Below are 22320 nucleotides of genomic sequence, written 5' to 3'. Positions count from 1 at the left end.
GGAATTGCGCCGGTCACCCGGATAGCCTGTCTATAATGGAACGCATTCGGGCCTGAATACCGTCGTGCCTCTCGCGGCACGCGGTGCCGGTCGCCACGCGCCGCGCGGCCGGCCTGTCCGACCCGATCCGGTCAATCGGCGAATCGCACGGAAAGTGCAAGGAGAGGGCGATGATCGAAGCCATTTCGCTCGGCGCGGGGCTCGCGTGGGCGAGCGGGCTGCGCCTGTACCTGACGGTGCTGATCGCCGGCGTGCTCGCGCGGGTCGGCTGGCTCCATCTGCCCGATACGCTGGCCGTCCTGATGTCGCCGTGGGTCATCGGCGCGGCGGCCGTGCTCACCCTCACCGAATTCCTGGCCGACAAGATCCCCGCATTCGACTCGCTGTGGGATGCCGTGCATACCTTCATCCGCATTCCCGCCGGTGCCGTCCTGGCCGCCGGCGCGCTCGGCCATGCCGATCCGACCGTGCTCGCGGTCGCGGGGCTCGCCGGCGGCTCGCTGGCCGGCGCCGCGCACGTCGCGAAGGCCGGCACGCGCGCGCTGATCAACCTGTCCCCCGAGCCGATTTCGAACTGGGTCGCGTCGTCGACCGAGGACGGCCTCGTCGTCGGCGGGCTCGTGCTCGCGTTCTTCGTTCCGCTCGCGTTCCTCGTGCTGCTCGCCGCGTTCATCGCGGCGTCGGCGTGGGCGCTGCCGCGTCTGTGGCGCGGCGTGTCGGGCGGCTTCCGCGGGATGGCGAACCACATGGTGTCGCGGCTCAACTCGATCGGGGGCAAGCGCGATTGAACGAGCGGCGACACGCGGCGCAGCCGCCGGCCGGGCAGCCCGGCCATGACGGGCCCGCGCAGGCAGGCCGCTTCGGCCTGCACGACCTGATCCGCCAGGCCGCCCGGATGACCGCGCGCGACTGGCGCGCGGGCGAGTTGACGTTGCTCGTCCTCGCGCTGGTGCTGGCGGTCGCGGCGCTGACGAGCGTCGGTTTTCTGGCCGACCGGCTGCGCCAGGGGCTCGAGCGCGATGCACGCCAGATGCTCGGCGCCGATTTCGTCGTGCGCGCCGATCGTCCCGTCGATCCGTCGTTCGACCGGCAGGCTCGGGCGCTCGGCCTGCGCACCGCGACGACCGCCATCTTCCCGAGCATGATCGCGTCCGCCGCGGGCGGTCAGGCAGCCGATGCCGCGCCGTCGCGCCTCGCGGCCGTGAAGGCCGTGTCGCCCGGGTATCCGCTGCGCGGCGCCGTGGACATCGTGCCGGCCGGCGCGACCGCCGCGCAGAAGGCGGCCGCGATTCCCGCGCCCGGCACCGTGTGGGCCGATCCCGCGTTGCTCGACGCGTTGCACCTGAAGGCGGGCGACACCGTGCGCATCGGTCTGCGCACGTTCACGGTCGCCGCGTCGATTTCCCGCGAGCTCGATCGCGGTTTTTCGTTCGTCAATTTTTCGCCGCGGCTGATGATGCGCGCGGACGACCTCGCCGCGACGGGGCTGACGGGCTACGGCAGCCGCGTCACCTACCGGCTGCTGGTCGCCGGCGACGCACCGGCCGTCGCGCGTTTCGAAGCCTATGCGCACGCGCGCGTCGATGGCGGGAAACTGCGCGGCGTCGGGCTCGAGTCGTTGCAGGAGGGGCAGCCGCAGGTGCGGCAGACGCTGGACCGCGCGCGCCATTTCCTGACGCTCGTCGCGCTGCTGACCGCGCTGCTCGCGGCGGTCGCGATCGCGATGGCCGCCCAGCGCTACATGCGGCGCCATCTCGACGGTTGCGCGACGATGCGCTGCCTCGGCGTGAGCCGCCGCACGCTCGGCGCGCTGTTCGCGCTCGAATTCGCCGGGGTCGGCATCGTCTCGGGCGCCGCGGGCGCGGTGCTCGGCTACGGCGGCCACTGGGCGTTGCTGGCCGCGCTCGGCGGCCTGATCGACGTCGCGCTGCCGCCGCCGACGCTGTGGCCGGCGCTGATCGGCATGGGCGCGGCGCTCGTGCTGCTGCTCGGCTTCGCGCTGCCGCCGCTCGTGCCGCTCACGCGCGTGCCGCCGGTGCGCGTGCTGCGCCGCGAGTGGGGCGACGCGTCGCGCACCGCGTGGGCCGCGTATGCGATCGGCGTCGTGCTGTTCGCGGGGCTGCTGATCGTGGCGGCCGGCAACCTGAAGCTCGGCCTGATCGTCGCGGGCGGCTTCGCCGGTGCGCTGGTCGGTTTCGCACTGATCGCGCGGCTCGTGCTGTTCGCGGCGGCACGTGCGGTACGCAACGCGCGCGTGGCCGCCGGCGTCGGCTGGCGCTACGCGCTGGCGTCGCTGCACCGGCGCGGCACGGCGAGCGCGCTGCAGATCACCGCGCTCGCGCTCGGCCTGATGTGCCTGCTGCTGATCGCGATCACGCGCAACGATCTCGTCGCGGGCTGGCGGCAGTCGACGCCGCCCGATGCGCCGAACCAGTTCCTGATCGATATCCAGCCCGACCAGCGCGACGACGTCGCGGCCTATCTGGCCGCGCACGGCGTGCGCGACGCGGTGCCCGCGCCGATGGTGCGCGGCCGCCTCGTCGCGATCAACGGCAAGCCGGTGAATCCGGACGCGTATCCGTCCGACGAGGCGCGCCGGCTCGTCGACCGCGAGTTCAACCTGTCGTATACGACCGAACTGCCGTCCGACAACCGGATCGTCGAGGGCGACTGGTTCGGCACCGCGGCGACGCCGCAGATCTCGATCGAGGCCGGCCTCGCGAAGACGCTGAACGTGAAGCCGGGCGACACGCTGCGTTTCGACGTGACGGGGCTGACGGTCGACGCGCCGGTCACGAGCGTGCGCAAGCTCGACTGGGGTTCGTTCCGCGTGAACTTCTTCGTGCTGATGCCGCCGCCGGTGCTGAAGGATTTCCCGGCCGTCTACCTGACGAGCTTCCATTTGCCCGCATCGAACGCCGCGCTGCTCGATCCGCTGATCGCGCGCTATCCGAACCTGACCGCGATCGACGTCGCGCCGATCCTCGCGCAGTTGCAGCGGATGATGCTGCAGGTGGTCGGCGCGGTGCAGTTCCTGTTCGCGTTCACGCTCGCGGCCGGCGTGCTCGTGCTGTACACGGCGCTTGCCGGCTCGCGCGACGAGCGCGTGCGCGAGGCCGCGCTGCTGCGCGCGCTCGGCGCGTCGCGCGCGCAGGTCAATGCGGTACAGCGCGCGGAATTCTTCGTGGTCGGCGCGCTGGCCGGCGTGCTGGCTTCGGCGGGCGCGATCGCGGTCGGCTGGGTGCTCGCGTCGCGCGTGTTCGACTTCCAGCTCGCCGTCGATCCGTGGCTCGTGCCGGCCGGCATCGCGGCCGGTGTCGCCTGCGCCGGTGCGGCCGGCTGGCTGAGCCTGCATAATGTGTTGCGGCGCCCCGCGCTGCAGTCGCTGCGCGACGCATGAGCGTTGCCGGCGGCCCCGAAGATCCCGTTTTCCGACTATCCGTATGACCGATGTGAATGACGATGCGCCGTCGCAGCCGACGGCGTTCGAACTCGTGGGCGGCGAAGCCCGCGTGCGCGAAATGGTGGACCGCTTCTACGACCTGATGGACCTCGAGCCGGAGTTCGCGCAGATTCGCGCGCTGCATCCGCAGTCGCTCGACGGCTCGCGCGACAAGCTGTTCTGGTTCCTGTGCGGCTGGCTCGGCGGCCCCGACCACTACATCAGCCGGTTCGGCCATCCGCGGTTGCGCGCGCGGCACCTGCCGTTCCCGATCGCGTCGGTCGAGCGCGACCAGTGGCTGCGCTGCATGGCGTGGGCGATGGAGGATGTCGGGCTGGCCGAGCCGCTGCGCGAGCGGCTGATGCATTCGTTCTACGACACGGCCGACTGGATGCGCAACCGGCCCGGTTGATCGACCGGTACGCCGCTGTCCGTGCGCCGGACGATCTGCGTCTGGGCGCGCGGGAGGCATCGCGCGACACTGGCCGTTTCCCCCACCGATACGAGGCTCGCCCGATGACGACACAAGCGCTGTTTCGCGAAGACGCGTACCTCACGCAATGTGACGCGGTCGTCCGGGCCATCGGCGACGACGGCATCCGGCTCGACCGCACGGTGTTCTATCCGCTCGGCGGCGGCCAGGCCGGCGACACCGGCACGCTGACGCTGCCCGACGGCGGCACGATCGTGATCGCCGACACGCGCAAGGCGAAGTTCGACGGCGCGACGCCCGACGACGCCGTCCACGTGCCGGCGCCGGGGCAGGAGGCCCGCGTCGCGGCGCTCGCGCCCGGCACGCGCGTGATCGCGGAGATCGACTGGCTGCGCCGCTACCGGCACATGCGTTTGCACACGGCCGCGCACCTGATGTGCGCGGTGCTGCCGTATGCGGTCGATGGCTGCAGCGTGACGGCCGACTACGTGCGGCTCGATTTCGCGACGTCCGATGCGATCGACCGCGACGACGTCGAGCGGCGTCTCGCGGCGCTGGTCGGCGGCGCGCATCCGGTCACGACCGAATGGATCACCGACGACGAGATGGCCGAGCGGCCCGAACTCGTGCGCACGATGAGCGTGAAGCCGCCGATGGGCCTCGGCCGCGTGCGGCTGCTGCGGATCGAGCAAGTCGACCTGCAGCCGTGCGGCGGCACGCATGTGCGCAACACGTCCGAAATCGGCGCGCTGCGGGTCGCGAAACTGGAAAAGAAGAGCGCGCGTACACGGCGCCTCGTCCTGGCGTTTGCATGACGATCGACACCGGCCACGCCGGCGCGGCAGCGCTGGATCCGCAAGCACGGGAGATTCTGGATTTCTGGTTCGGCGAGCCGGGCTCGGCCGAATTCGGGCGGCAACGCAAGGTGTGGTTCAACGGCGGCGCCGCCTTCGACGATCTGCTGCGCGCACGCTATGGCGCGTTGCTCGACGCCGCATGCGACGGCGCCTGCGATCACTGGGCCGGCTCGCCGTCGGGTGCGCTGGCGTTGATCGTCGTGCTGGACCAGTTCTCGCGCAACATCCATCGCGGCACGCCGCGCGCGTTTGCCGCCGATCCGAAGGCGCTCGCGATCGCCCGCCGTGTCGTCGCGACCGGCTGGGACGCACGGCTGCCGAGCGGGCATCATCGTGCGTTCGCGTACCTGCCGTTTGAGCACGACGAGTCGGTCGAGAGCCAGCGCGAAGCCGTGCGCCTGTGCGCGGGCATTCGCGACGAGGCCGGGTGCGAGCGTTATCACCGCTTCGCCGTGCTGCACGCGGCGGTCGTCGAGCGCTTCGGCCGTTTCCCGCACCGGAACGCGATCCTCGGCCGCGCGTCGACCGACGAGGAAACGGCGTTCCTGCGCGAGCCCGGTTCGTCGTTCTGAAGATCCAGGCCGTGGTGTGAAGGGGAGTGCGAGCCCGCGGCTTGATGCGGGGGCGTCAAGGATGGATATCGCGCAGAGGTTGCGCGCCGGCCGACCGGGCGGGCGCGACCGGCGCGAAAGATGAAGGCGGGCAGGGCGGCGCACCGCCCCGTGTCACTGCAGGTGCTGTTCGGGCGTCCGCACGTACACGCGCAGCAGTTCCTCGTTGTCGCCCGGGCGGGCGCCGGTCCAGAACAGTTGCCATTCGCTGCCGGGTGCCGGATCGACGGCACGCACGCCCTGGACGATCATCCATGTGCAGCGCGTCGACTTCGCGTCGTCGATCGGCGTGTGCTGGATGCCGGAGAAGTAGTACAGCATTGGCGCTTCCGATTCGCCAAGCCCGTGCAGGCTCGCCATGCAGTCGCCGTCGTTCCATTCGAGCGCGAGATGCGCGTTCAGGTCGTCGAACACCGAGCGGTAGCTCTTCGCGACGTCGAGCCACGGCAGCAGCAGCGTATAGACGAGGCCCCACGCGACGAGCGCGCCGGCGCCCCACGACAGCGCGCCGCGCCACAGGCCCGTCGAGCGCAGCTTCGGCAACAGTGTCAGCCAGCCGATGGTCAGCGCGAGCGCACCGATCACGAGCGCGGGCCGGATCGGCATCGTCCAGTCGAGCGGCAGCCAGCGGCCGAGCAGCGCGAGATCGGCGCGCGACGCGGCCGGATCGGCCATCACGGCCCAGATCGCCCACGCGAGCGCGACGGTCGTGCCGAACAGCACGCGGCTGAAATAATCCCACGCGAGATGCAACCGGCGCGGCAGGCGGTCGATCGCCTGCGCGGCAACCAGCGCGAGCGGCGCGAAGAACGGCAGGATGTAGAGCTGGCGCGACGTCGCGGATATTTGCAGCACCACGAGCCCGATACCGGCGAACAGCACCGGCAGCGCGACGCGCGGCGTGCGCCAGTCGCGCCATGCGCCGCGCGCGACGGCGACGATCGCGAGCGGCGCGACCGGGAAGCCGACGAGCAGGAACGCACGCAGGATGAAGAACGGCTTGTCGTTTTCCGCGCCGAGTTCGGGGACGGAGAAGCCGAAGAACCGGCCGACGTTGTTGTCCCAGAACCACGTCATGAACAGCGTTTCGGAGCGCAGGAACAGCGCGGTCGGCCAGATCAGCGCGAACGGCGCGAACACGAGCGCGGCGACACCGAGCGCGCGCGCGAACGAGCGGGTGCGGCAGGCCGGGTAGAGCACCAGCGTGCAGACGAGCGTGGCCGCGAACACGAGCGGCACGAACAGCCCCTTCGTCATCAGCGCGATGCCGACGCCCGCGCCGAAGAGCGGCGCGGCCCAGCGGCCCGACGGCCGGACCGGCAGCCCGTGCCGCATCTGCTGCGCGCGCGCGACGTGCTGCATCACGAGTTCGAGCAGCCCGCAGAAGCCCATCGCCGTGCCGGCGAACAGCGCGACGTCCGTCATCATGTCGTGCAGGTGCTTGATGACGACGAGCGTGCTCGCGCTCAGCACGACGGGGCCGATCACGCGCAGGTCGAACCAGCTGTCCGCGCGGCTGGCGACGCGCGCCGCACGTGCGATGAAGCCGAACGCGAGCGTGGCGAACAGCGCGCTGGCGAGTCGCGCCGCATCGTGCAGCGGCATCACGCGCTGCAGCAGCCAGGCGAGGCTCGTCGCGACCCATGCGTAAAGCGGCGGCTTTTCCATGAACGGCAGGCCGGCATTGGTCGGCACGACGAAGTCGCCGGTCTCGAGCATGTGCTGGATGATGCCGAACGTATAGGTTTCGTCCTGTTTCCACGGATCGTGGCCGAGCACGCCCGGCAGCGTGTACGCGCAGACCAGCACGACGACGAGCAGCCAGGCCCGCCAGCCGAGCAGGGTCGCGCGGTCGCGCGCGGTGCGGGTTGCGGTGGTCGACGCCACGACGGGCGTGCCGGCGGCGTCGAGCGTCGCGGTGGCGTCGGTGTCGGCTGTCGAGCGGGCGTGCTGAGCCGGCGCGGGCACAGACGTGCGTCGCCGGCTGGGCGCTGCGGTTCCAGGCATGGAAAAGATCTCGGGTCGAGTCGAGCCGGTCCGCTACTTGGGCGGGACCGATAAGGGCCACATCAGGGTGGCGGAGACTTGGCGTAGACGACGCCTGTCTGATTGCCCGCTAGTAGAGCACGGAACTGTTACGAATGTTTACTGAAACCGTCACGAAATTGTGGAGATTTGTGGTGTCGTGACGACAGGGCATGCCTGGCGGCGCTTCGGGGGCGCCGGGCGGGCGAGATTACCGGCCGCCGCCGACGTCGAGCAGGGCGCCCGTCGTGTACGACGCCGCGTCGCCGAGCAGCCAGACGATCGCTTCGGCGATCTCCGGTGCCTCGCCCGCGCGGCCGAGCGGCGTTTGCGCGCCGAGGCGCGCTGCCCGGCCGGGCTGGCCGCCGCTGGCGTGAATGTCGGTCTCGATCAGGCCGGGGCGCACCGCGTTGACGCGCACGCCGTGCGGGCCGAGTTCCTTCGCCAGACCGATCGTCAACGAGTCGACCGCGCCTTTCGACCCCGCATAATCGACGTATTCGTTCGGCGAACCGAGCCGCGATGCGATCGACGACACGTTGACGATCGCGCCGCCGCGGCCGCCCCGGTCGGTGGACAGCCGGCGCGCGGCTTCGCGCGCGCACAGATACGCGCCGAGCACGTTGGTATCGAACATCCGCCGCAGCCGGTCGGCCGTCATGTCGGCGAGCGGCATCGACGGCGCGACGATGCCCGCGTTGTTGACGAGCGCGTCGAGCCGTCCGAACGCGGCCGTCACGGTGTCGAACATCGCGATGACGTCCGCCTCGTTCGCGACATCGCCCGCGACGATGCACGCGCGGCCGCCCGCGTCGCGGACAGCCTGCGCGGTGAGCTCGGCCGCCGCCGCGTCGCGCGCGTAGTTGATGCCGACGTCCCAGCCGCGTTCGGCCGCGAGCACGGCGGTCGCGCGGCCGATGCCCCGGCTCGCGCCGGTGATGAGGACGGCCTTGCGATCGGACGGTGCGGCCATGGCGTGCGGTTTCCGGTGACGGTTACTTCGCTGCGTCGGGCGCCCACTTGTCGCGGGCGGGCGGCTGATAGCGGCGCAGCCGCTCGATCAGTTCGACGGGTTCGGATTCGACGCACAGCGCGTCGAAATAGGCCGGACGCATGAAGCCTTCGTCGACCGTATGGCGCAGCAGCGCGATCAACGGATCGTAGAACGAATCGATGTTGTAGACCGCGACGGGCTTGCGGTGATAACCGAGCTGCGCCCACGTGTAGACCTCGAAGAGCTCTTCGAGCGTCCCGGCGCCGCCGGGCATCGCGACGAACGCGTCGGAGAGGTCGGCCATCATTTTCTTGCGGTGATGCATGTCGGGCACGACGTGCAGTTCCGACAGCCCCGTGTGACCGACTTCCTTGTCGACGAGCAGCTCGGGGATCACGCCGACCGCATGGCCGCCGGCGGCCATCACCTCGTCGGCGATCACGCCCATCAGGCCGACGCGGCCGCCGCCGTACACGAGCGTGAGGCCCGCCTCGACGAGCGCGCGGCCGAATGCGCGCGCGGCGTCGGCATAGACGGGCCGCACGCCGGGCGACGAGCCGCAATAAACGCAGACTGCCTTCATTGCTTGGAATCCTTGGCGGAGGCCTGCCCGAGGGTGACGGGGCTGTCGGCCGGGCGCGGCGAGCCGTCGCGCGGCGGCAGGTAGTCGGTGAACTGGCGCTTGGGCAGCTTGCCCGAGACCAGATCGTCGAACAACTGGCGCGAACGGCCGCGCAGGTACGGCGCCATCACGGAGATCACGTGCATGCTGACCTGGTGCAGTTCTTCGCGAATCGCGTCCTGGTCGTTGTATTTGCGCGGATGCATCACGTACTGATACGACAGCCAGTAGGTCGAGATCACGGCCATGTTGGTCGCGATGACTTCGATCTCGGCGGGCGTCGCGACCATTTCGGCGTCGGACACGAGCAGCTCGCACATCTCGCGCGCGAAGCGCACCTTGTGGCTGATGATCTGCTTGAAGTGCGTCTCGAGCGTGCGGTTGCGGGCGAGCAGGTCGTTGAGGTCGCGGTACAGGAACCGGTAGGTCCACATGAAATCGGCCATGTACTGCAGGTACGACCAGGTTTCGTCGATCGTCGGACGATGATCTTCGGGGAAGCGCAGCCGCCGTTCGATCTGCTGCTCGAACTGCGCGAAGATGCTGTTGATGATGTCGTCCTTGTTGCGGAAATGGTAGTACAGGTTGCCTGGACTGATTTCCATTTCCTCGGCGATCGTCGTGGTCGTGACGTTCGGCTCGCCGATCTCGTTGAAGAGTTTCAACGACAACTCGAGAATCCGTTCGCGGGTGCGGCGGGGAGGTTTCGCTTCCATGTCGTCCGGCCCTGTGTGTGCCGGACTGGCGGGCGCTGCAATCGATGCTGCGTGATTCGTCCGGCGCGGGTTGCTGTTCTATGTCTAGCGGACGATTATAAACCGGGGTTTCGCCACATCGGGGGCATTTCGTGATCGCGCCCCCGCGCGGCGCATGGTGCAGCGCCGCACGCGGGCGGCCCGCGGCGCGCGCGCCCGGTCCCCGTCTAGAAGCCGAGCCAGCGTGCGACGACGGGGCCGAGCACGAAGCCCCACGTCGTCACGCACGCGAACAGCGCGACCGTCACGGCCGCGCTGCCGAGATCCTTCGCACGCTTGGAGAGTTCGTGACGCTCGAGCGAGATGCGGTCGATCGCGGCCTCGACGCTCGAGTTCAGCAGCTCGACGATCAGCACGAGCAACACCGAGCCGATCAGCAGCGCGCGAGACGCGGCCGGCACCGGCGCGAATGCGCCGATCGGGAGCATCAGCGCGGCGAGCGTGAGTTCCTGGCGAAACGCGCTCTCCTCGCGGATCGCGACGCGAAAGCCGTTCAGCGAATGCTTGAGGGCATACCACGCGCGCGTGATGCCGCGGTGGCGCTTGTACGGGTTCGGCGGCAGCGGCGACAATGGGTCGTCGGGGCCGAGCGGCTCGTGCGCGTGCACGTCCGCTTCGGCATGCGGCTCGTCCTCGTCGAACGGACGGTGCCGTTGCGGCGTGGAGACGGGAGGCGGGATCTTGTCGTTCAGGTCTCGTTTCAAACGGCGGCACCTTCGGCTGGCGAGTACGCGGTCTTCGGCAGCGGCTTCAGATGCGACGCGAACTGCTCGGATGCCGCGCGCCACGAGAAGCGTTCGGCCCACGCGCGCGCGGTCGTGCGTTCGATCTTCAGCGCTTCGAGGCAGGCTTCCTGCAGGTCCTCGTGCATCGCGCCCGCGTCGCCTTCGCCGAGCACGTCGATCGGGCCCGTGACGGGATACGCGGCCACCGGCGTGCCGCAGGCGAGCGCCTCGAGGAGCACGAGGCCGAACGTGTCGGTGCGACTCGGGAACACGAACACGTCGGCCGCAGCATACACCTTTGCAAGCTCGGCCTGTGACAGCACGCCGAGATAGTTCGCCTCCGGATAGCGCGACTTCAGTTCCGCGAGCGCGGGGCCTTCGCCCGCGACCCACTTCGAGCCGGGCAGGTCGAGGCGCAGGAACGCCTCGACGTTCTTTTCGATCGCGACGCGGCCCACGTACAGGAAGATCGGCCGCGCGGTGTTGAGCACCTTCGACTCCATCGGGCGGAAGATCTCGAGGTCGACGCCGCGGGTCCACAGCACGACGTTCGTGAAGCCGAATTTCTCGAGGTCCTGCTTGACGACCGGCGTCGGCGCCATCACCGCGAGCGACGGGCCGTGGAACCAGTGCAGGAAGCGGTAGGTCGCGGCCAGCGGGATGCCGAAACGCGCCTGCACGTATTCCGGAAAGCGCGTGTGGTACGCGGTCGTGTACGGCAGCTTGCGCGCGCGCGCATAACGCCGTGCGGCGAGGCCGAGCGGGCCTTCGGTCGCGATGTGCAGCGCGTCGGGCGCGAACGCATCGATCCGCGCGCGCAGCTTGCGGTACGGCAGGATCGACAGGCGGATCTCGGGGTAGGTCGGGCAGGGCACCGTGCGGAATTCCAGCGGCGTCAGCAGTTCGACGCGGTGGCCGAGCGCGGTGAGCTCGCGCGACGTGCTTTTCAGCGTGCGCACGACACCATTGACCTGCGGTTCCCACGCGTCGGTGACGATCATGATCTTCATCGCGGCTTTGTCCTGTAAGTAGGGTTGTGTCAGGCAGTGGCCTTGGCCTTGCGCGACGTGGTCTCCGACGGTGCGGAGCGCATCACCGTCCAGTAGACGATCTTCAGTTCGCCTTCCATCGTTTCGACGAGCGCGGACAGGCTTTCGACCCAGTCGCCGTCGTTGCAGTACAGCACGCCGTCGATGTCGCGGATCTCCGCCTTGTGGATGTGGCCGCATACCACGCCGTCGCAGCCGCGGCGGCGCGCCTCGTCGGTCATCACGGTCTCGAACTGCGAAATGAAGTTGACCGCGTTCTTGACCTGGTGCTTCAGGTACTGCGACAGCGACCAGTACTGGAAGCCGAGCCGGCTGCGGATCCGGTTGAACCAGCGGTTCAGCACGAGGATCAGCGTGTACAGCGTGTCGCCGAGATACGCGAGCCATTTCGCGTGCTGGATCACGCCGTCGAACAGGTCGCCGTGCACGATCCACAAACGTTTGCCCGCAATCGTCGTGTGGAAGGCCTCGCCGCGCACCTGGATGTCGCCGAACGCGAGATCGCAGAACTGTCGCGCGCCCTCGTCGTGATTGCCGGGGATGTAGACGACCTGCGTGCCCTTGCGCGCCTTGCGCAGGATCTTCTGCACGACGTCGTTGTGCGCCTGCGGCCAGTACCAGCCTTTCTTCAACTGCCAGCCGTCGATGATGTCGCCGACGAGATACAGGTATTCCGAATCGTTGTGGCGCAGGAAGTCGAGCAGGTACGGCGCCTGGCAGCCGCTCGAGCCGAGGTGGATGTCGGACAGCCAGATGGTGCGGTAGCGATGGGCGGACGGGTCGGGATCGTCGTGCCGCGCGGGATGCGTGGCAGGCGGTTCTTGCGACGCCAGGTCATCGGTTGCAGCCGAGCCGGACAGGAAGGCGGTGGCGGCGCGGGCGCCGATAGGGTGACGGAACAGGGAGGTCGCGGACGTTTTCTGGCCCATGCATGACTCGCGCCGGTTGACATTACCGGCATTCCGCCATGCGGGCATGACTGTGCCGTGACAGTCACGAGACGTTCTTATTACGACCGCTGCCGGGTGTTTAGCAGTGAATCACGGCCCTTGCGTGACCTGCCGCACGGAACGGCCGGCGGTTGTCCGGCAGCGCCGTCTGGCCGGATGACGGAAGGCGGGACGAGCGGTTTTCGTCTGAGGAGTGCGGCGCGTCAGCGCGGTATCGCGACGACGCGGGTGCGCGCGATCCGGTCGTGCGGAAATTGGCGGCCGGCATGCAGCCGGGCCGCGCCGGCCCAGATGACGATCCACGCGGCCGTGAGCGCGAGCGTGACGGGCACCGACAGGCCGAGGAGCGGATGCAGCGCGAGCGGAGGCAGGAACCACAGCCAGCCGAGCGCATAGCGGACGAGCGCGTGGCCGGCGCTCAGCGGCCGGCCGTTCGACGATTCGAGGCGCAGCCGCCAGGTCTTCATCGGCAGCGTCTGGCCGCCGTGGGTCCAGAACCAGACGAAGTACGCGCCGACGACGAGCGCGATCCACGCGGCGAGGAGGTTGTGATGGACGAGGCCGTTGCGTTGCTGCGTCGCGAGGCCGAATGCGAGCCCGGCGAAGAACACGACACCGAACAGCAGCACGCCTTCGTAGAGCAGCGCGGCGAGGCGCCGCCGCACGGAGGGCGCGGTGGCCGGGATCTCGGGGGCGCGGGCGTCTACCACGGCCGCTCAGGAGCCCTTGAACAGCGACGGTGCGTCGGCGGGCGACACCGGCGCCACGGCGGCCGGCGCGGACGCGGTGCCGGCCGTCGACGACGCGGGCACCGGCTGCGCGGCGGCGCCGCCCGAGGCCGGCGCCGGTGCGGCTGCGGCGCCGCTTGCCGGATGTTCGTGCGAATTGACGAGGCGGCGGACGTCACGGTCGGCGACGGTCGGCGGTGCGCTGACGACGCTCGGCCTGCGGCGGCGCTCGGCGGCCGCGAGACGTTCCTTCTGCTCCTCGGGGAGTTGCTGGTAGGCCTTCCACGCGCGCTCGCGCGCCTGCGCGGACAGCTCTTTCGCGCTCTGGTAATTTTCGCGCGCGACGCGGCGCTGCTCGGGCGTCATCTTGGCCCATTCGGCCATCCGGTCCTGCAGGCGCTTCTGGTCATCGGGCGACAACTTCGCGAAACGCGACGCGATCTTCAGCCATTTTCGCTTGCGGGCGTCGCTGAAGCCATCCCACTGATCGGCGAACGGCGCGAGTGCCGCGTGCTGCGCCGGCGTGAGGCGTGCCCACGACAGCGGGCCGGTGGCGGCCGGCAGCGGCAGCGGCGGGAGTTCGGTGGCCAGCCCGGTCGCGGCCGAGGCAGGCGCGGCGGGGCTGACGGCCGCGACGGTGGTCGTCGCGGGGGCCGGGTGAAATCGGGAATAGGTGGCGACGTAGGAAACGGCGATCGCGATCACGCATCCGAAAAATACGGCCAGGCCGCGCTTCTGACTCACCCGTGCGATCCCCTCGTTATTGTCTGTTAGTGAGCGCGCGAAAGATACGCGTTGAACCCGTGATCGAGATACGCGTTGAGCGGCAGGTCGTCGCTGAGCATCGCCGCGTCGATGTCGGCGAGTTCGGCGGTGCGCTGCATGTCTTCCCAGTAGGCGATGCCGACGAGCCCCGCGAGCAGCAGCGCAAGCGGCCACGCGCGCAGCAGGCGGCGCGCGAACGACGCTTTCGGGCGGTTCACGGGCGCCGGTCCGTAGGCGCCGGCCGCGCCGGCGAAGGCCGGCACGAACACCGGCGCGGTCGCGGCTTCGGGCTTCTTGCGCGCGAGCGCGGCCCGGCGGGCGACGGCCAGACGATCGGTGGTCGCGGCAGGCAGCGCGGCCGCACGCTCGTCAAGCGCGCGGCGCACCTTCAGCGCGAATTCGTGTTCTCGGTTTGCGGGAGCGGAGCTCATAGCGTGATTCCTTTGGCCTTGAGCGCTTGCGCCAGGGTATGGGTGGCCCGCGAGCAGTGCGTCTTCACGCTGCCCTCGGAGCACCCCATTGCGGCGGCAGTCTCGGCGACATCCATATCTTCCCAATAACGCATCAGGAACGCTTCCCGTTGACGCGCCGGAAGCTTCTGGATTTCTTCGTCGATCAGGGCCAGAACCTGCTCTCTTTCGAGGCGGTGCTCGCTGCTCTCGACGCCCGCGTTGTCGTCCGCGGATTCGAGTGTTTCGAGCGGGTCGAAGTCTTCGTCGTCGGTATTGTTCAGCGACGAGAAGAGCGTGACCCACGTGTTGCGGACCTTCTGCCGGCGAAACCAGTCGTGGACCGTATTCTGCAGGATCCGCTGAAAAAGCAGCGGCAATTCGGCCGCCGGCCGGTCGCCGTACTTTTCCGCAAGCTTGATCATCGCGTCCTGCACGATGTCGAGCGACGCATCGTCGTCACGCACGGCGTACGCAGCCTGCTTGAACGCGCGCCTTTCGACGCCCGCCAGAAAGTCGGCGAGTTCCTTGTCTGATGCCATTCCGTGAAGGTATGCGCTGCGGGCCGCTGCGTGGTGTAAAAGGTCGAAAAATTTCGTAAAACCCGCGGATGCTATCAAATTTTCGTGCCGCTTGGCACCGGGTCGGGCGCCGCACGTTGCGCGCGAGCCGCGGCGGCGGGGCGCCGGGCGGCGCGCATGATGCGGTGCGGGATATTTTGCTTGACGACCCAACCACGACCCGCTATCGTCAACGATTCGCAACATGAAGTGATGGTCTCATTTGAGGCTGGCCCAAGAAGCCCGCCCTTCAAACTGGACGCGCCGCTTGAACCCGAGCCACAAGCCCGGCAGAGAGCACCCGATCAATTTTTTGCCGAAAATTCGAAAGGTCAAAATGAACATGCCCAGCGCGGAATTCTCCACGTCGGAACCCCTTTCCCCTCCCGATAGCGACTCCATCGGCGGCACCGTGCTGATGAAGGCACTCGCCGACGAAAACGTCGAATTCATCTGGGGCTATCCCGGCGGCTCGGTTCTCTATATCTACGACGAGCTGTACAAGCAGGACAAGATTCAGCACGTGCTGGTGCGCCACGAACAGGCGGCCGTGCACGCAGCCGATGCGTATGCGCGTTCCACCGGCAATGTCGGCGTCTGCCTCGTGACGTCGGGCCCCGGTGTCACCAACGCGGTGACCGGCATCGCAACGGCCTACATGGATTCGATCCCGATGGTCGTGATCAGCGGCCAGGTGCCGACTGCCGCGATCGGCCAGGACGCTTTCCAGGAGTGCGACACCGTCGGCATCACGCGTCCGTGCGTGAAGCACAACTTCCTCGTGAAGGACGTGCGCGACCTCGCGGAAACCGTCAAGAAGGCGTTCTACATCGCCCGCACCGGCCGTCCGGGCCCAGTGCTGATCGACATCCCGAAGGACATCTCGAAGACGCCGTGCCAGTACGAGCCCGTCAAGAGCGTGTCGCTGCGTTCGTACAACCCCGTCACGAAGGGCCATTCGGGCCAGATCCGCAAGGCCGTGTCGCTGCTGCTGACGGCGAAGCGTCCTTACATCTACACGGGTGGCGGCATCATCCTCGCCGACGCGTCGCGTGAACTGAACCAGTTCGCGGACCTGCTCGGCTACCCGGTCACGAACACGCTGATGGGCCTCGGCGGCTATCGCGCGTCGGACAAGAAATTCCTCGGCATGCTCGGCATGCACGGCACCTACGAAGCGAACATGGCGATGCAGCACTGCGACGTGCTGATCGCGATCGGTGCCCGCTTCGACGACCGCGTGATCGGCGACCCGGCGCACTTCGCGTCGCGTCCGCGCAAGATCATCCACATCGACATCGACCCGTCGTCGATCTCGAAGCGCGTGAAGGTCGACATCCCGATCGTCGGCGACGTGAAGGAAGTGCTCAAGGAGCTGATCGAGCAGCTGCAGACGGCCGAGCACGGCCCCGACACCGAGGCGCTCGCGCAATGGTGGAAGGACATCGAGGGCTGGCGCGCGAAGGACTGCCTGAAGTACGACCGCGAAAGCGAGATCATCAAGCCGCAGTACGTGGTGGAGAAGGCGTGGGAGCTGACGGACGGCAATGCGTTCGTGTGCTCGGACGTCGGCCAGCACCAGATGTGGGCCGCGCAGTTCTACCGTTTCAACAAGCCGCGTCGCTGGATCAACTCCGGCGGCCTCGGCACGATGGGCTTCGGCCTGCCGGCGGCGATGGGCGTCAAGATGGCGCACCCGGACGACGACGTGCTGTGCATCACGGGCGAAGGCTCGATCCAGATGTGCATCCAGGAGTTGTCGACCTGCCTGCAGTACGACACGCCCGTGAAGATCATTTCGCTGAACAACCGCTACCTCGGCATGGTCCGCCAGTGGCAGCAGATCGAATACAGCAAGCGCTATTCGCATTCGTACATGGATGCGCTGCCCGATTTCGTGAAGCTCGCCGAAGCGTACGGCCATGTCGGCTTGCGGATCGAAAAGACCTCGGATGTGGAGCCGGCGCTGAAGGAAGCGCTGCGCCTGAAGGACCGCACCGTGTTTCTCGACTTCCAGACCGATCCGACCGAAAACGTCTGGCCGATGGTACAGGCCGGCAAGGGCATCACCGAGATGCTGCTCGGATCGGAAGATCTGTAACGGCGCGACGCGCGCCTGGCCCGAGGCGGCCGCCTTCACGAAGGGCGGTGCGGCACGCGGCGGCGCGCGGCGCGAGTGAATCGACACGGACACATTCTGGAAGAAGCGAACATGAGACACATCATTTCCGTCCTGCTGGAGAACGAACCGGGCGCGCTGTCGCGCGTGGTCGGTCTGTTTTCCGCACGCGGCTACAACATCGAAACCTTGACGGTGGCGCCGACCGAAGACCAATCGCTGTCGCGGCTCACCATCGTTTCCATTGGCTCCGACGACGTGATCGAACAGATCACGAAGCATCTGAACCGCCTGATCGAGGTGGTGAAAGTGGTGGACCTGACCGACGGTGCACACATCGAACGCGAGCTGATGCTGATCAAGGTACGTGCAGTGGGCAAGGAGCGCGAAGAAATGAAGCGGATGTCGGACATTTTCCGCGGCCGCATCATCGACGTGACCGAGAAGACCTACACGATCGAATTGACGGGCGCGAGCGACAAGCTCGACGCATTCATCCAGGGGCTGGACGCGAGCGCGATCCTAGAGACCGTGCGCACCGGCAGCTCCGGCATCGGACGCGGCGAGCGCATCCTGAAGGTGTGATGCCGAATTTGCCAGACAGGCACGCCGGGTGCGCCGTCATGTCCCGGCTCGCAGTACTCCATCCGAACGAATTGTTGAATTTTTGAATTAGCGAAGGAACCATCATGAACGTTTTCTACGACAAAGACGCCGACCTCTCCCTCATCAAGGGCAAGCAAGTCACGATCATCGGCTACGGCTCGCAAGGCCATGCGCACGCGCTGAACCTGAAGGAAAGCGGCGTGAACGTGACGGTCGGCCTGCGCAAGGACGGCGCGTCGTGGAGCAAGGCCGAAAACGCCGGCCTGTCGGTCAAGGAAGTCGCGGAAGCGGTGAAGGGCGCGGACGTCGTCATGATGCTGCTGCCGGACGAGCAGATCGCCGACGTGTACGCGAAGGAAGTGCACGCGAACATCAAGCAAGGCGCGGCGCTGGCATTCGCGCACGGCTTCAACGTCCACTACGGCCAGGTGATCCCGCGCGCCGATCTCGACGTGATCATGATCGCGCCGAAGGCACCGGGCCACACCGTGCGCGGCACGTACTCGCAAGGCGGCGGCGTGCCGCACCTGATCGCGGTTGCGCAGAACAAGTCGGGCGCGGCACGCGACATCGCGCTGTCGTACGCGGCGGCGAACGGCGGCGGCCGTGCCGGCATCATCGAGACGAACTTCCGTGAAGAGACCGAAACCGACCTGTTCGGCGAGCAGGCCGTGCTGTGCGGCGGTACCGTCGAGCTGATCAAGGCGGGCTTCGAGACGCTGGTCGAAGCAGGCTACGCGCCGGAAATGGCGTACTTCGAGTGCCTGCACGAACTGAAGCTGATCGTCGACCTGATCTACGAAGGCGGCATCGCGAACATGAACTACTCGATCTCGAACAACGCCGAGTACGGCGAGTACGTGACGGGCCCGCGCGTCGTCACGGAAGAGACGAAGAAGGCGATGAAGCAGTGCCTGACCGACATCCAGACCGGCGAGTACGCGAAGAGCTTCATTCTCGAGAACAAGGCAGGCGCCCCGACGCTGCAGTCGCGCCGTCGCCTGACGGCCGAGCACCAGATCGAACAGGTCGGTGCGAAGCTGCGTGCGATGATGCCGTGGATCGCGAAGAACAAGCTCGTCGACCAGACGAAGAACTAAGCACCGCGAGCTGTTCCGGCCCTTCGAGTGGAGGGTCGGTTTCAAAAAGCCGTCCGAAGGCAGCAGTGCCCCGGGCGGCTTTTGCTATCCTACGGGCTTTGCAATTCACCGAACACAGAACGAATCCATGAACTATCCTCATCCGATCATCGCGCGCGAAGGCTGGCCGTTCATCGCGATTGCTGCCGTCATCGCGCTGTTGATCCACGCCGTCGGGGGCTTCGGCTTCGCGTGGCCGTTCTGGCTGCTGCTCGTCTTCGTCGTCCAGTTCTTCCGCGATCCGCAGCGCCCGATCCCCGCGCAGCCGAACGCGGTGCTGTGCCCGGCAGACGGCCGCATCGTCGCGGTCGAGACCGCACAAGACCCGTACGCGAACCGTGAAGCGCTGAAGATCAGCGTGTTCATGAACGTATTCAATGTCCATTCGCAGCGTTCGCCGGTCGACGGCGCGATCACCAAGGTCGAGTACTTCCCGGGCGCGTTCCTGAACGCGGCGATCGACAAGGCCTCGACCGAGAACGAGCGCAATGCGGTCGTGATCCAGACGGCGAGCGGCAAGACCGTCACCGCCGTGCAGATCGCGGGCCTCGTCGCCCGCCGGATTCTCTGTTACGTGCGTGCCGGCGAGCCGCTGTCGCGCGGGCAGCGCTACGGTTTCATCCGCTTCGGCTCGCGCGTCGACGTGTACCTGCCGCTCGGCAGCCGCGCGAAGGTGTCGATCGGCGAGAAGGTCTACGCGTCGTCGACGATCCTCGCCGAGCTCGAGCAGTAAGCGGCGGGGCGCACGATGGCCGCATTCAAACCGCGTCGGCCGCGTAACGGCTCCGGCCAGACGCCACGACCGTTCCGCCGCAACAAGGGGATGGCGCCCGATCCGGCGCCGCTCGAGAGCCGTCGCGCCGCGCGCCAGCGGTTCCTGAAGACGCGCGGCATCTACCTGCTGCCGAACGCATTCACGACCGCCGCGCTGTTCTGCGGCTTTTTCGCGGTCGTGCAGGCGATGAACGTGCGCTTCGAGATCGCCGCGATCGCGATTTTCGTCGCGATGGTGCTCGACGGGATGGACGGGCGCGTCGCGCGCATGACGCACACGCAGAGCGCGTTCGGCGAGCAGTTCGACAGCCTGTCGGACATGGTGTCGTTCGGCGTCGCGCCCGCGCTCGTGATGTACGAGTGGGTGCTGAAGGATCTCGGTCGCTGGGGCTGGCTGGCCGCGTTCGTCTACTGCTCGGGTGCCGCGCTGCGCCTCGCGCGCTTCAACACGAACATCGGCGTGGTCGACAAGCGCTTCTTCCAGGGGCTGCCGAGCCCGGCCGCCGCCGCGCTGATCGCGGGCTTCGTGTGGCTCGCGACCGACAACCGCGTGCCGATGAAGCTCGGCTGGCTGCCGTGGGTCGCGTTCGTGCTGACGATCTACGCCGGCGTGACGATGGTGTCGAACGCGCCGTTCTACAGCGGCAAGGCGCTCGACGTGCGGCACCGCGTGCCGTTCGCGGCGATCCTGCTGGTCGTCGTCGCGTTCGTGCTCGTGTCGTCCGATCCGCCGCTGATGCTGTTCTGCCTGTTCGTGCTGTACGGGCTGTCCGGCTATGTGTTCTGGGCCTACATGGCCGTCCGCGGGCGCGCGAATCCGGCGCGCTCGTCGCAGCGCGATCACTGACGGGCGATCGACCGGAAACGGCGGCCTCAAGGCCGCCGTTTTCATTTGCCCCTTTTCCGCGCCGGGCGGCCGGAATCCCCGGGCGGCGTCCGATTGCGCGGCCAGCGGAATGCCGCTATAGTCTTCGGCATGACTGCATTTTCCCGCCTCTCCCTCCTTCTAGCCGGTGCGCCGCTACGCGCGCTAGCTTTGGCGCGCCTGCCGCGCTGACCGTTCTCGCCCTCCGTCAAGCCTCGTCTGTTGTTGAGCGTCGCCAGCGGTGGCGCGATCTCATTACGTTTGACTTCCGTATAAAGAGCCCTGGAGCCCCCCATGACAGACAAGCTGATCATTTTCGATACGACGTTGCGTGACGGCGAACAATCGCCCGGCGCGTCGATGACGAAGGAAGAGAAAATCCGCATCGCGAAGAATCTCGAGCGGATGAAGGTCGACGTGATCGAGGCCGGCTTCGCGGCCAGTTCGAACGGCGACTTCGACGCAATCCACACGATCGCCGGTCTGGTGAAGGACAGCACGATCTGCTCGCTGGCGCGGGCCAACGACAAGGACATCCAGCGCGCGGCCGACGCGCTGAAGCCGGCCAACAGCTTCCGGATCCACACGTTCATCGCGACGTCGCCGCTGCACATGGAGAAGAAGCTGCGGATGACGCCCGACCAGGTGTTCGAGCAGGCGCGCCTCGCGGTGCGTTTCGCGCGCAAGTTCACCGACAACGTCGAGTTCTCGCCGGAAGACGGCAGCCGCTCCGACATGGATTTCCTGTGCCGCGTGCTGGAAGCCGTGATCGCCGAAGGCGCGACGACGATCAACATCGCCGACACGGTCGGCTACGGCGTGCCCGAGCTCTACGGCAACCTCGTGAAGACGCTGCGCGAGCGCATTCCGAACTCGGACAAGGCGATCTTCTCGGTACACTGCCACAACGACCTCGGCATGGCCGTCGCGAACTCGCTCGCCGGCGTGAAGATCGGCGGCGCGCGTCAGGTCGAGTGCACGATCAACGGTCTCGGCGAGCGCGCGGGCAACACGTCGCTTGAAGAAATCGTGATGGCCGTGAAGACGCGCAAGGACTACTTCGGTCTCGACGTCGGCATCGACACGTCGCAGATCGTGCCGACGTCGAAGCTCGTGTCGCAGATCACCGGCTTCGTCGTGCAGCCGAACAAGGCGGTGGTCGGCGCGAACGCGTTCGCGCACGCGTCGGGCATTCACCAGGATGGCGTGCTGAAGGCGCGCGACACCTACGAGATCATGCGCGCGGAAGACGTGGGCTGGACCGCGAACAAGATCGTGCTCGGCAAGCTGTCGGGCCGTAACGCGTTCAAGCAGCGCCTGCAGGAGCTCGGCGTGTCGCTCGACAGCGAAGCCGAACTGAATGCCGCATTCATGCGCTTCAAGGACCTGGCCGACCGCAAGGCCGAGATCTTCGACGAGGACATCATCGCGATCGTCTCCGAGGAGTCGGCACTCGCGCACGAGCAGGAGCACTACAAGTTCGTGTCGCTGGCGCAGCGCTCGGAAACCGGCGAGCAGCCGCAGGCGAAGGTCGTGTTCGCGGTCGAAGGCCGGGAAGTGACGGGCGAGGCACGCGGCAACGGCCCGGTCGACGCAACGTTCAATGCGATCGAGGGTGAAGTCGGCAGCGGTTCCGAGCTGCTGCTGTACTCGGTGAACGCGATCACGACCGGCACGCAGGCGCAGGGCGAAGTGACCGTCCGGCTGTCGAAGAGCGGGCGGATCGTCAACGGCGTCGGCACCGATCCGGACATCGTCGCCGCGTCGGCGAAGGCGTACATTTCCGCGCTGAACAAGCTGCACTCGAAGGACGACAAGCTCAACCCGCAGCGCGCGTAAGCGCCGCGCGCAG

The 22320-nt window shown here is 67.8% G+C and carries 22 protein-coding genes; 11 read left to right on the top strand and 11 right to left on the bottom strand.

Features of this window, described 5'->3' with window-relative positions; translation table 11 throughout:
• The first annotated feature begins 170 nt into the window (after positions 1-170).
• The 5 genes from WJ12_RS11565 (at position 171) to WJ12_RS11545 (ending at position 5304) form a co-directional block, all read left to right on the top strand.
• The gene (locus WJ12_RS11565; protein ID WP_034190778.1) at positions 171-788 is read left to right on the top strand and encodes a DUF4126 domain-containing protein; all 618 of its coding nucleotides are present in this window, start codon (positions 171-173) and stop codon (positions 786-788) included.
• A gap of 107 nt (positions 789-895) precedes the next feature.
• On the top strand, positions 896-3400 hold the full coding sequence (locus WJ12_RS11560) for an ABC transporter permease (RefSeq protein WP_404824227.1): 2505 nt from the start codon (positions 896-898) through the stop codon (positions 3398-3400).
• Between the two features lie 43 nt (positions 3401-3443).
• Positions 3444-3854, top strand: a complete 411-nt coding sequence (locus tag WJ12_RS11555; protein ID WP_034190779.1) for a group II truncated hemoglobin — start codon at positions 3444-3446, stop codon at positions 3852-3854.
• Between the two features lie 104 nt (positions 3855-3958).
• A complete protein-coding gene (locus tag WJ12_RS11550) occupies positions 3959-4690 on the top strand; it encodes an alanyl-tRNA editing protein (protein WP_034190780.1) in 732 nt (243 codons plus the stop codon).
• Positions 4687-5304: a DUF924 family protein gene (locus WJ12_RS11545; protein ID WP_059558120.1), complete on the top strand. Its 618-nt coding sequence runs from the start codon at positions 4687-4689 to the stop codon at positions 5302-5304. The genes WJ12_RS11550 and WJ12_RS11545 overlap by 4 nt, the downstream gene beginning before the upstream one ends.
• Positions 5305-5457: 153 nt before the next feature.
• On the opposite strand, the gene WJ12_RS11540 is transcribed toward WJ12_RS11545, so the two are convergent.
• The 11 genes from WJ12_RS11540 to WJ12_RS11490 all read right to left on the bottom strand — a co-directional run bounded on the left by WJ12_RS11540 (position 5458) and on the right by WJ12_RS11490 (position 14947).
• The gene (locus WJ12_RS11540) at positions 5458-7350 is read right to left on the bottom strand and encodes an ArnT family glycosyltransferase (protein ID WP_069245678.1); all 1893 of its coding nucleotides are present in this window, start codon (positions 7348-7350) and stop codon (positions 5458-5460) included.
• A gap of 229 nt (positions 7351-7579) precedes the next feature.
• Positions 7580-8341, bottom strand: coding sequence for an SDR family oxidoreductase (locus tag WJ12_RS11535; protein WP_034190783.1), 762 nt, complete (start codon positions 8339-8341; stop codon positions 7580-7582).
• A gap of 22 nt (positions 8342-8363) precedes the next feature.
• Positions 8364-8945 (bottom strand): LOG family protein, encoded by a 582-nt coding sequence (locus tag WJ12_RS11530; RefSeq protein WP_049031317.1) that lies wholly within the window; start codon positions 8943-8945, stop codon positions 8364-8366.
• Positions 8942-9700, bottom strand: a complete 759-nt coding sequence (locus tag WJ12_RS11525) for a TetR/AcrR family transcriptional regulator (RefSeq protein ID WP_034190785.1) — start codon at positions 9698-9700, stop codon at positions 8942-8944. Before WJ12_RS11525 ends, WJ12_RS11530 begins: the two co-directional genes overlap by 4 nt.
• Before the next feature lie 206 nt (positions 9701-9906).
• Positions 9907-10443 (bottom strand): diacylglycerol kinase, encoded by a 537-nt coding sequence (locus WJ12_RS11520; protein ID WP_059558115.1) that lies wholly within the window; start codon positions 10441-10443, stop codon positions 9907-9909.
• Positions 10440-11474 carry a glycosyltransferase family 4 protein gene (locus WJ12_RS11515; RefSeq protein ID WP_034190787.1) on the bottom strand — a complete coding sequence of 345 codons (1035 nt, stop codon included), beginning with the start codon at positions 11472-11474 and terminating at the stop codon, positions 10440-10442. The genes WJ12_RS11520 and WJ12_RS11515 overlap by 4 nt, the downstream gene beginning before the upstream one ends.
• A gap of 29 nt (positions 11475-11503) precedes the next feature.
• Positions 11504-12442 carry a UDP-2,3-diacylglucosamine diphosphatase gene (locus WJ12_RS11510; RefSeq protein WP_049029370.1) on the bottom strand — a complete coding sequence of 313 codons (939 nt, stop codon included), beginning with the start codon at positions 12440-12442 and terminating at the stop codon, positions 11504-11506.
• A 224-nt stretch (positions 12443-12666) separates the two neighbouring features.
• Positions 12667-13173 (bottom strand): RDD family protein, encoded by a 507-nt coding sequence (locus tag WJ12_RS11505; protein WP_059558113.1) that lies wholly within the window; start codon positions 13171-13173, stop codon positions 12667-12669.
• Between the two features lie 6 nt (positions 13174-13179).
• Positions 13180-13935 carry a DUF3106 domain-containing protein gene (locus WJ12_RS11500; protein WP_059558111.1) on the bottom strand — a complete coding sequence of 252 codons (756 nt, stop codon included), beginning with the start codon at positions 13933-13935 and terminating at the stop codon, positions 13180-13182.
• Between the two features lie 26 nt (positions 13936-13961).
• The gene (locus tag WJ12_RS11495; protein WP_059558108.1) at positions 13962-14387 is read right to left on the bottom strand and encodes a DUF3619 family protein; all 426 of its coding nucleotides are present in this window, start codon (positions 14385-14387) and stop codon (positions 13962-13964) included.
• A complete protein-coding gene (locus WJ12_RS11490) occupies positions 14384-14947 on the bottom strand; it encodes an RNA polymerase sigma factor (RefSeq protein WP_034190792.1) in 564 nt (187 codons plus the stop codon). The genes WJ12_RS11495 and WJ12_RS11490 overlap by 4 nt, the downstream gene beginning before the upstream one ends.
• Positions 14948-15302: 355 nt before the next feature.
• On the opposite strand from WJ12_RS11490, the gene WJ12_RS11485 reads away from it, so the two are divergent.
• From WJ12_RS11485 to WJ12_RS11460, 6 genes are all read left to right on the top strand, one after another.
• Positions 15303-17066, top strand: a complete 1764-nt coding sequence (locus tag WJ12_RS11485) for an acetolactate synthase 3 catalytic subunit (RefSeq protein WP_034190793.1) — start codon at positions 15303-15305, stop codon at positions 17064-17066.
• Between the two features lie 111 nt (positions 17067-17177).
• The gene (gene ilvN, locus WJ12_RS11480) at positions 17178-17669 is read left to right on the top strand and encodes an acetolactate synthase small subunit (protein ID WP_006750445.1); all 492 of its coding nucleotides are present in this window, start codon (positions 17178-17180) and stop codon (positions 17667-17669) included.
• 104 nt (positions 17670-17773) lie between these two features.
• Entirely contained in the window at positions 17774-18790 is a 1017-nt protein-coding gene (ilvC, locus tag WJ12_RS11475) for a ketol-acid reductoisomerase (RefSeq protein ID WP_034190794.1), read from the top strand.
• A 127-nt stretch (positions 18791-18917) separates the two neighbouring features.
• A complete protein-coding gene (locus WJ12_RS11470) occupies positions 18918-19562 on the top strand; it encodes a phosphatidylserine decarboxylase (protein WP_031401923.1) in 645 nt (214 codons plus the stop codon).
• Between the two features lie 15 nt (positions 19563-19577).
• Positions 19578-20450, top strand: coding sequence for a CDP-diacylglycerol--serine O-phosphatidyltransferase (pssA, locus tag WJ12_RS11465; protein ID WP_034190795.1), 873 nt, complete (start codon positions 19578-19580; stop codon positions 20448-20450).
• Positions 20451-20762: 312 nt separating this feature from the next.
• On the top strand, positions 20763-22307 hold the full coding sequence (locus tag WJ12_RS11460; RefSeq protein WP_034190796.1) for a 2-isopropylmalate synthase: 1545 nt from the start codon (positions 20763-20765) through the stop codon (positions 22305-22307).
• Positions 22308-22320: the final 13 nt, after the last annotated feature.

The sequence above is a fragment of the Burkholderia seminalis genome (assembly GCF_001718535.1).
GTDB classification, from domain to species: domain Bacteria; phylum Pseudomonadota; class Gammaproteobacteria; order Burkholderiales; family Burkholderiaceae; genus Burkholderia; species Burkholderia seminalis.
Note: the sequence above shows the minus strand (reverse complement) of the source record. Positions and strands in the feature narration are given on the sequence as shown.

Bases quoted from the DNA above. Each gene is read 5' to 3' on its own strand.
- WJ12_RS11485 (WP_034190793.1), top strand. From the start codon at position 15,303: ATGAACATGCCCAGCGCGGAATTCTCCACGTCGGAACCCCTTTCCCCT.
- WJ12_RS11545 (WP_059558120.1), top strand. From the start codon at position 4,687: ATGACGATCGACACCGGCCACGCCGGCGCGGCAGCGCTGGATCCGCAA.
- ilvC (WP_034190794.1), top strand. From the start codon at position 17,774: ATGAACGTTTTCTACGACAAAGACGCCGACCTCTCCCTCATCAAGGGC.
- WJ12_RS11560 (WP_404824227.1), top strand. From the start codon at position 896: ATGACCGCGCGCGACTGGCGCGCGGGCGAGTTGACGTTGCTCGTCCTC.
- WJ12_RS11490 (WP_034190792.1), bottom strand. From the start codon at position 14,947: ATGGCATCAGACAAGGAACTCGCCGACTTTCTGGCGGGCGTCGAAAGG.
- WJ12_RS11540 (WP_069245678.1), bottom strand. From the start codon at position 7,350: ATGCCTGGAACCGCAGCGCCCAGCCGGCGACGCACGTCTGTGCCCGCG.
- WJ12_RS11565 (WP_034190778.1), top strand. From the start codon at position 171: ATGATCGAAGCCATTTCGCTCGGCGCGGGGCTCGCGTGGGCGAGCGGG.
- WJ12_RS11515 (WP_034190787.1), bottom strand. From the start codon at position 11,474: ATGAAGATCATGATCGTCACCGACGCGTGGGAACCGCAGGTCAATGGT.
- WJ12_RS11470 (WP_031401923.1), top strand. From the start codon at position 18,918: ATGAACTATCCTCATCCGATCATCGCGCGCGAAGGCTGGCCGTTCATC.
- WJ12_RS11510 (WP_049029370.1), bottom strand. From the start codon at position 12,442: ATGGGCCAGAAAACGTCCGCGACCTCCCTGTTCCGTCACCCTATCGGC.
- WJ12_RS11550 (WP_034190780.1), top strand. From the start codon at position 3,959: ATGACGACACAAGCGCTGTTTCGCGAAGACGCGTACCTCACGCAATGT.
- WJ12_RS11525 (WP_034190785.1), bottom strand. From the start codon at position 9,700: ATGGAAGCGAAACCTCCCCGCCGCACCCGCGAACGGATTCTCGAGTTG.
- WJ12_RS11530 (WP_049031317.1), bottom strand. From the start codon at position 8,945: ATGAAGGCAGTCTGCGTTTATTGCGGCTCGTCGCCCGGCGTGCGGCCC.
- WJ12_RS11460 (WP_034190796.1), top strand. From the start codon at position 20,763: ATGACAGACAAGCTGATCATTTTCGATACGACGTTGCGTGACGGCGAA.
- ilvN (WP_006750445.1), top strand. From the start codon at position 17,178: ATGAGACACATCATTTCCGTCCTGCTGGAGAACGAACCGGGCGCGCTG.
- WJ12_RS11555 (WP_034190779.1), top strand. From the start codon at position 3,444: ATGACCGATGTGAATGACGATGCGCCGTCGCAGCCGACGGCGTTCGAA.
- WJ12_RS11535 (WP_034190783.1), bottom strand. From the start codon at position 8,341: ATGGCCGCACCGTCCGATCGCAAGGCCGTCCTCATCACCGGCGCGAGC.
- WJ12_RS11495 (WP_059558108.1), bottom strand. From the start codon at position 14,387: ATGAGCTCCGCTCCCGCAAACCGAGAACACGAATTCGCGCTGAAGGTG.
- pssA (WP_034190795.1), top strand. From the start codon at position 19,578: ATGGCCGCATTCAAACCGCGTCGGCCGCGTAACGGCTCCGGCCAGACG.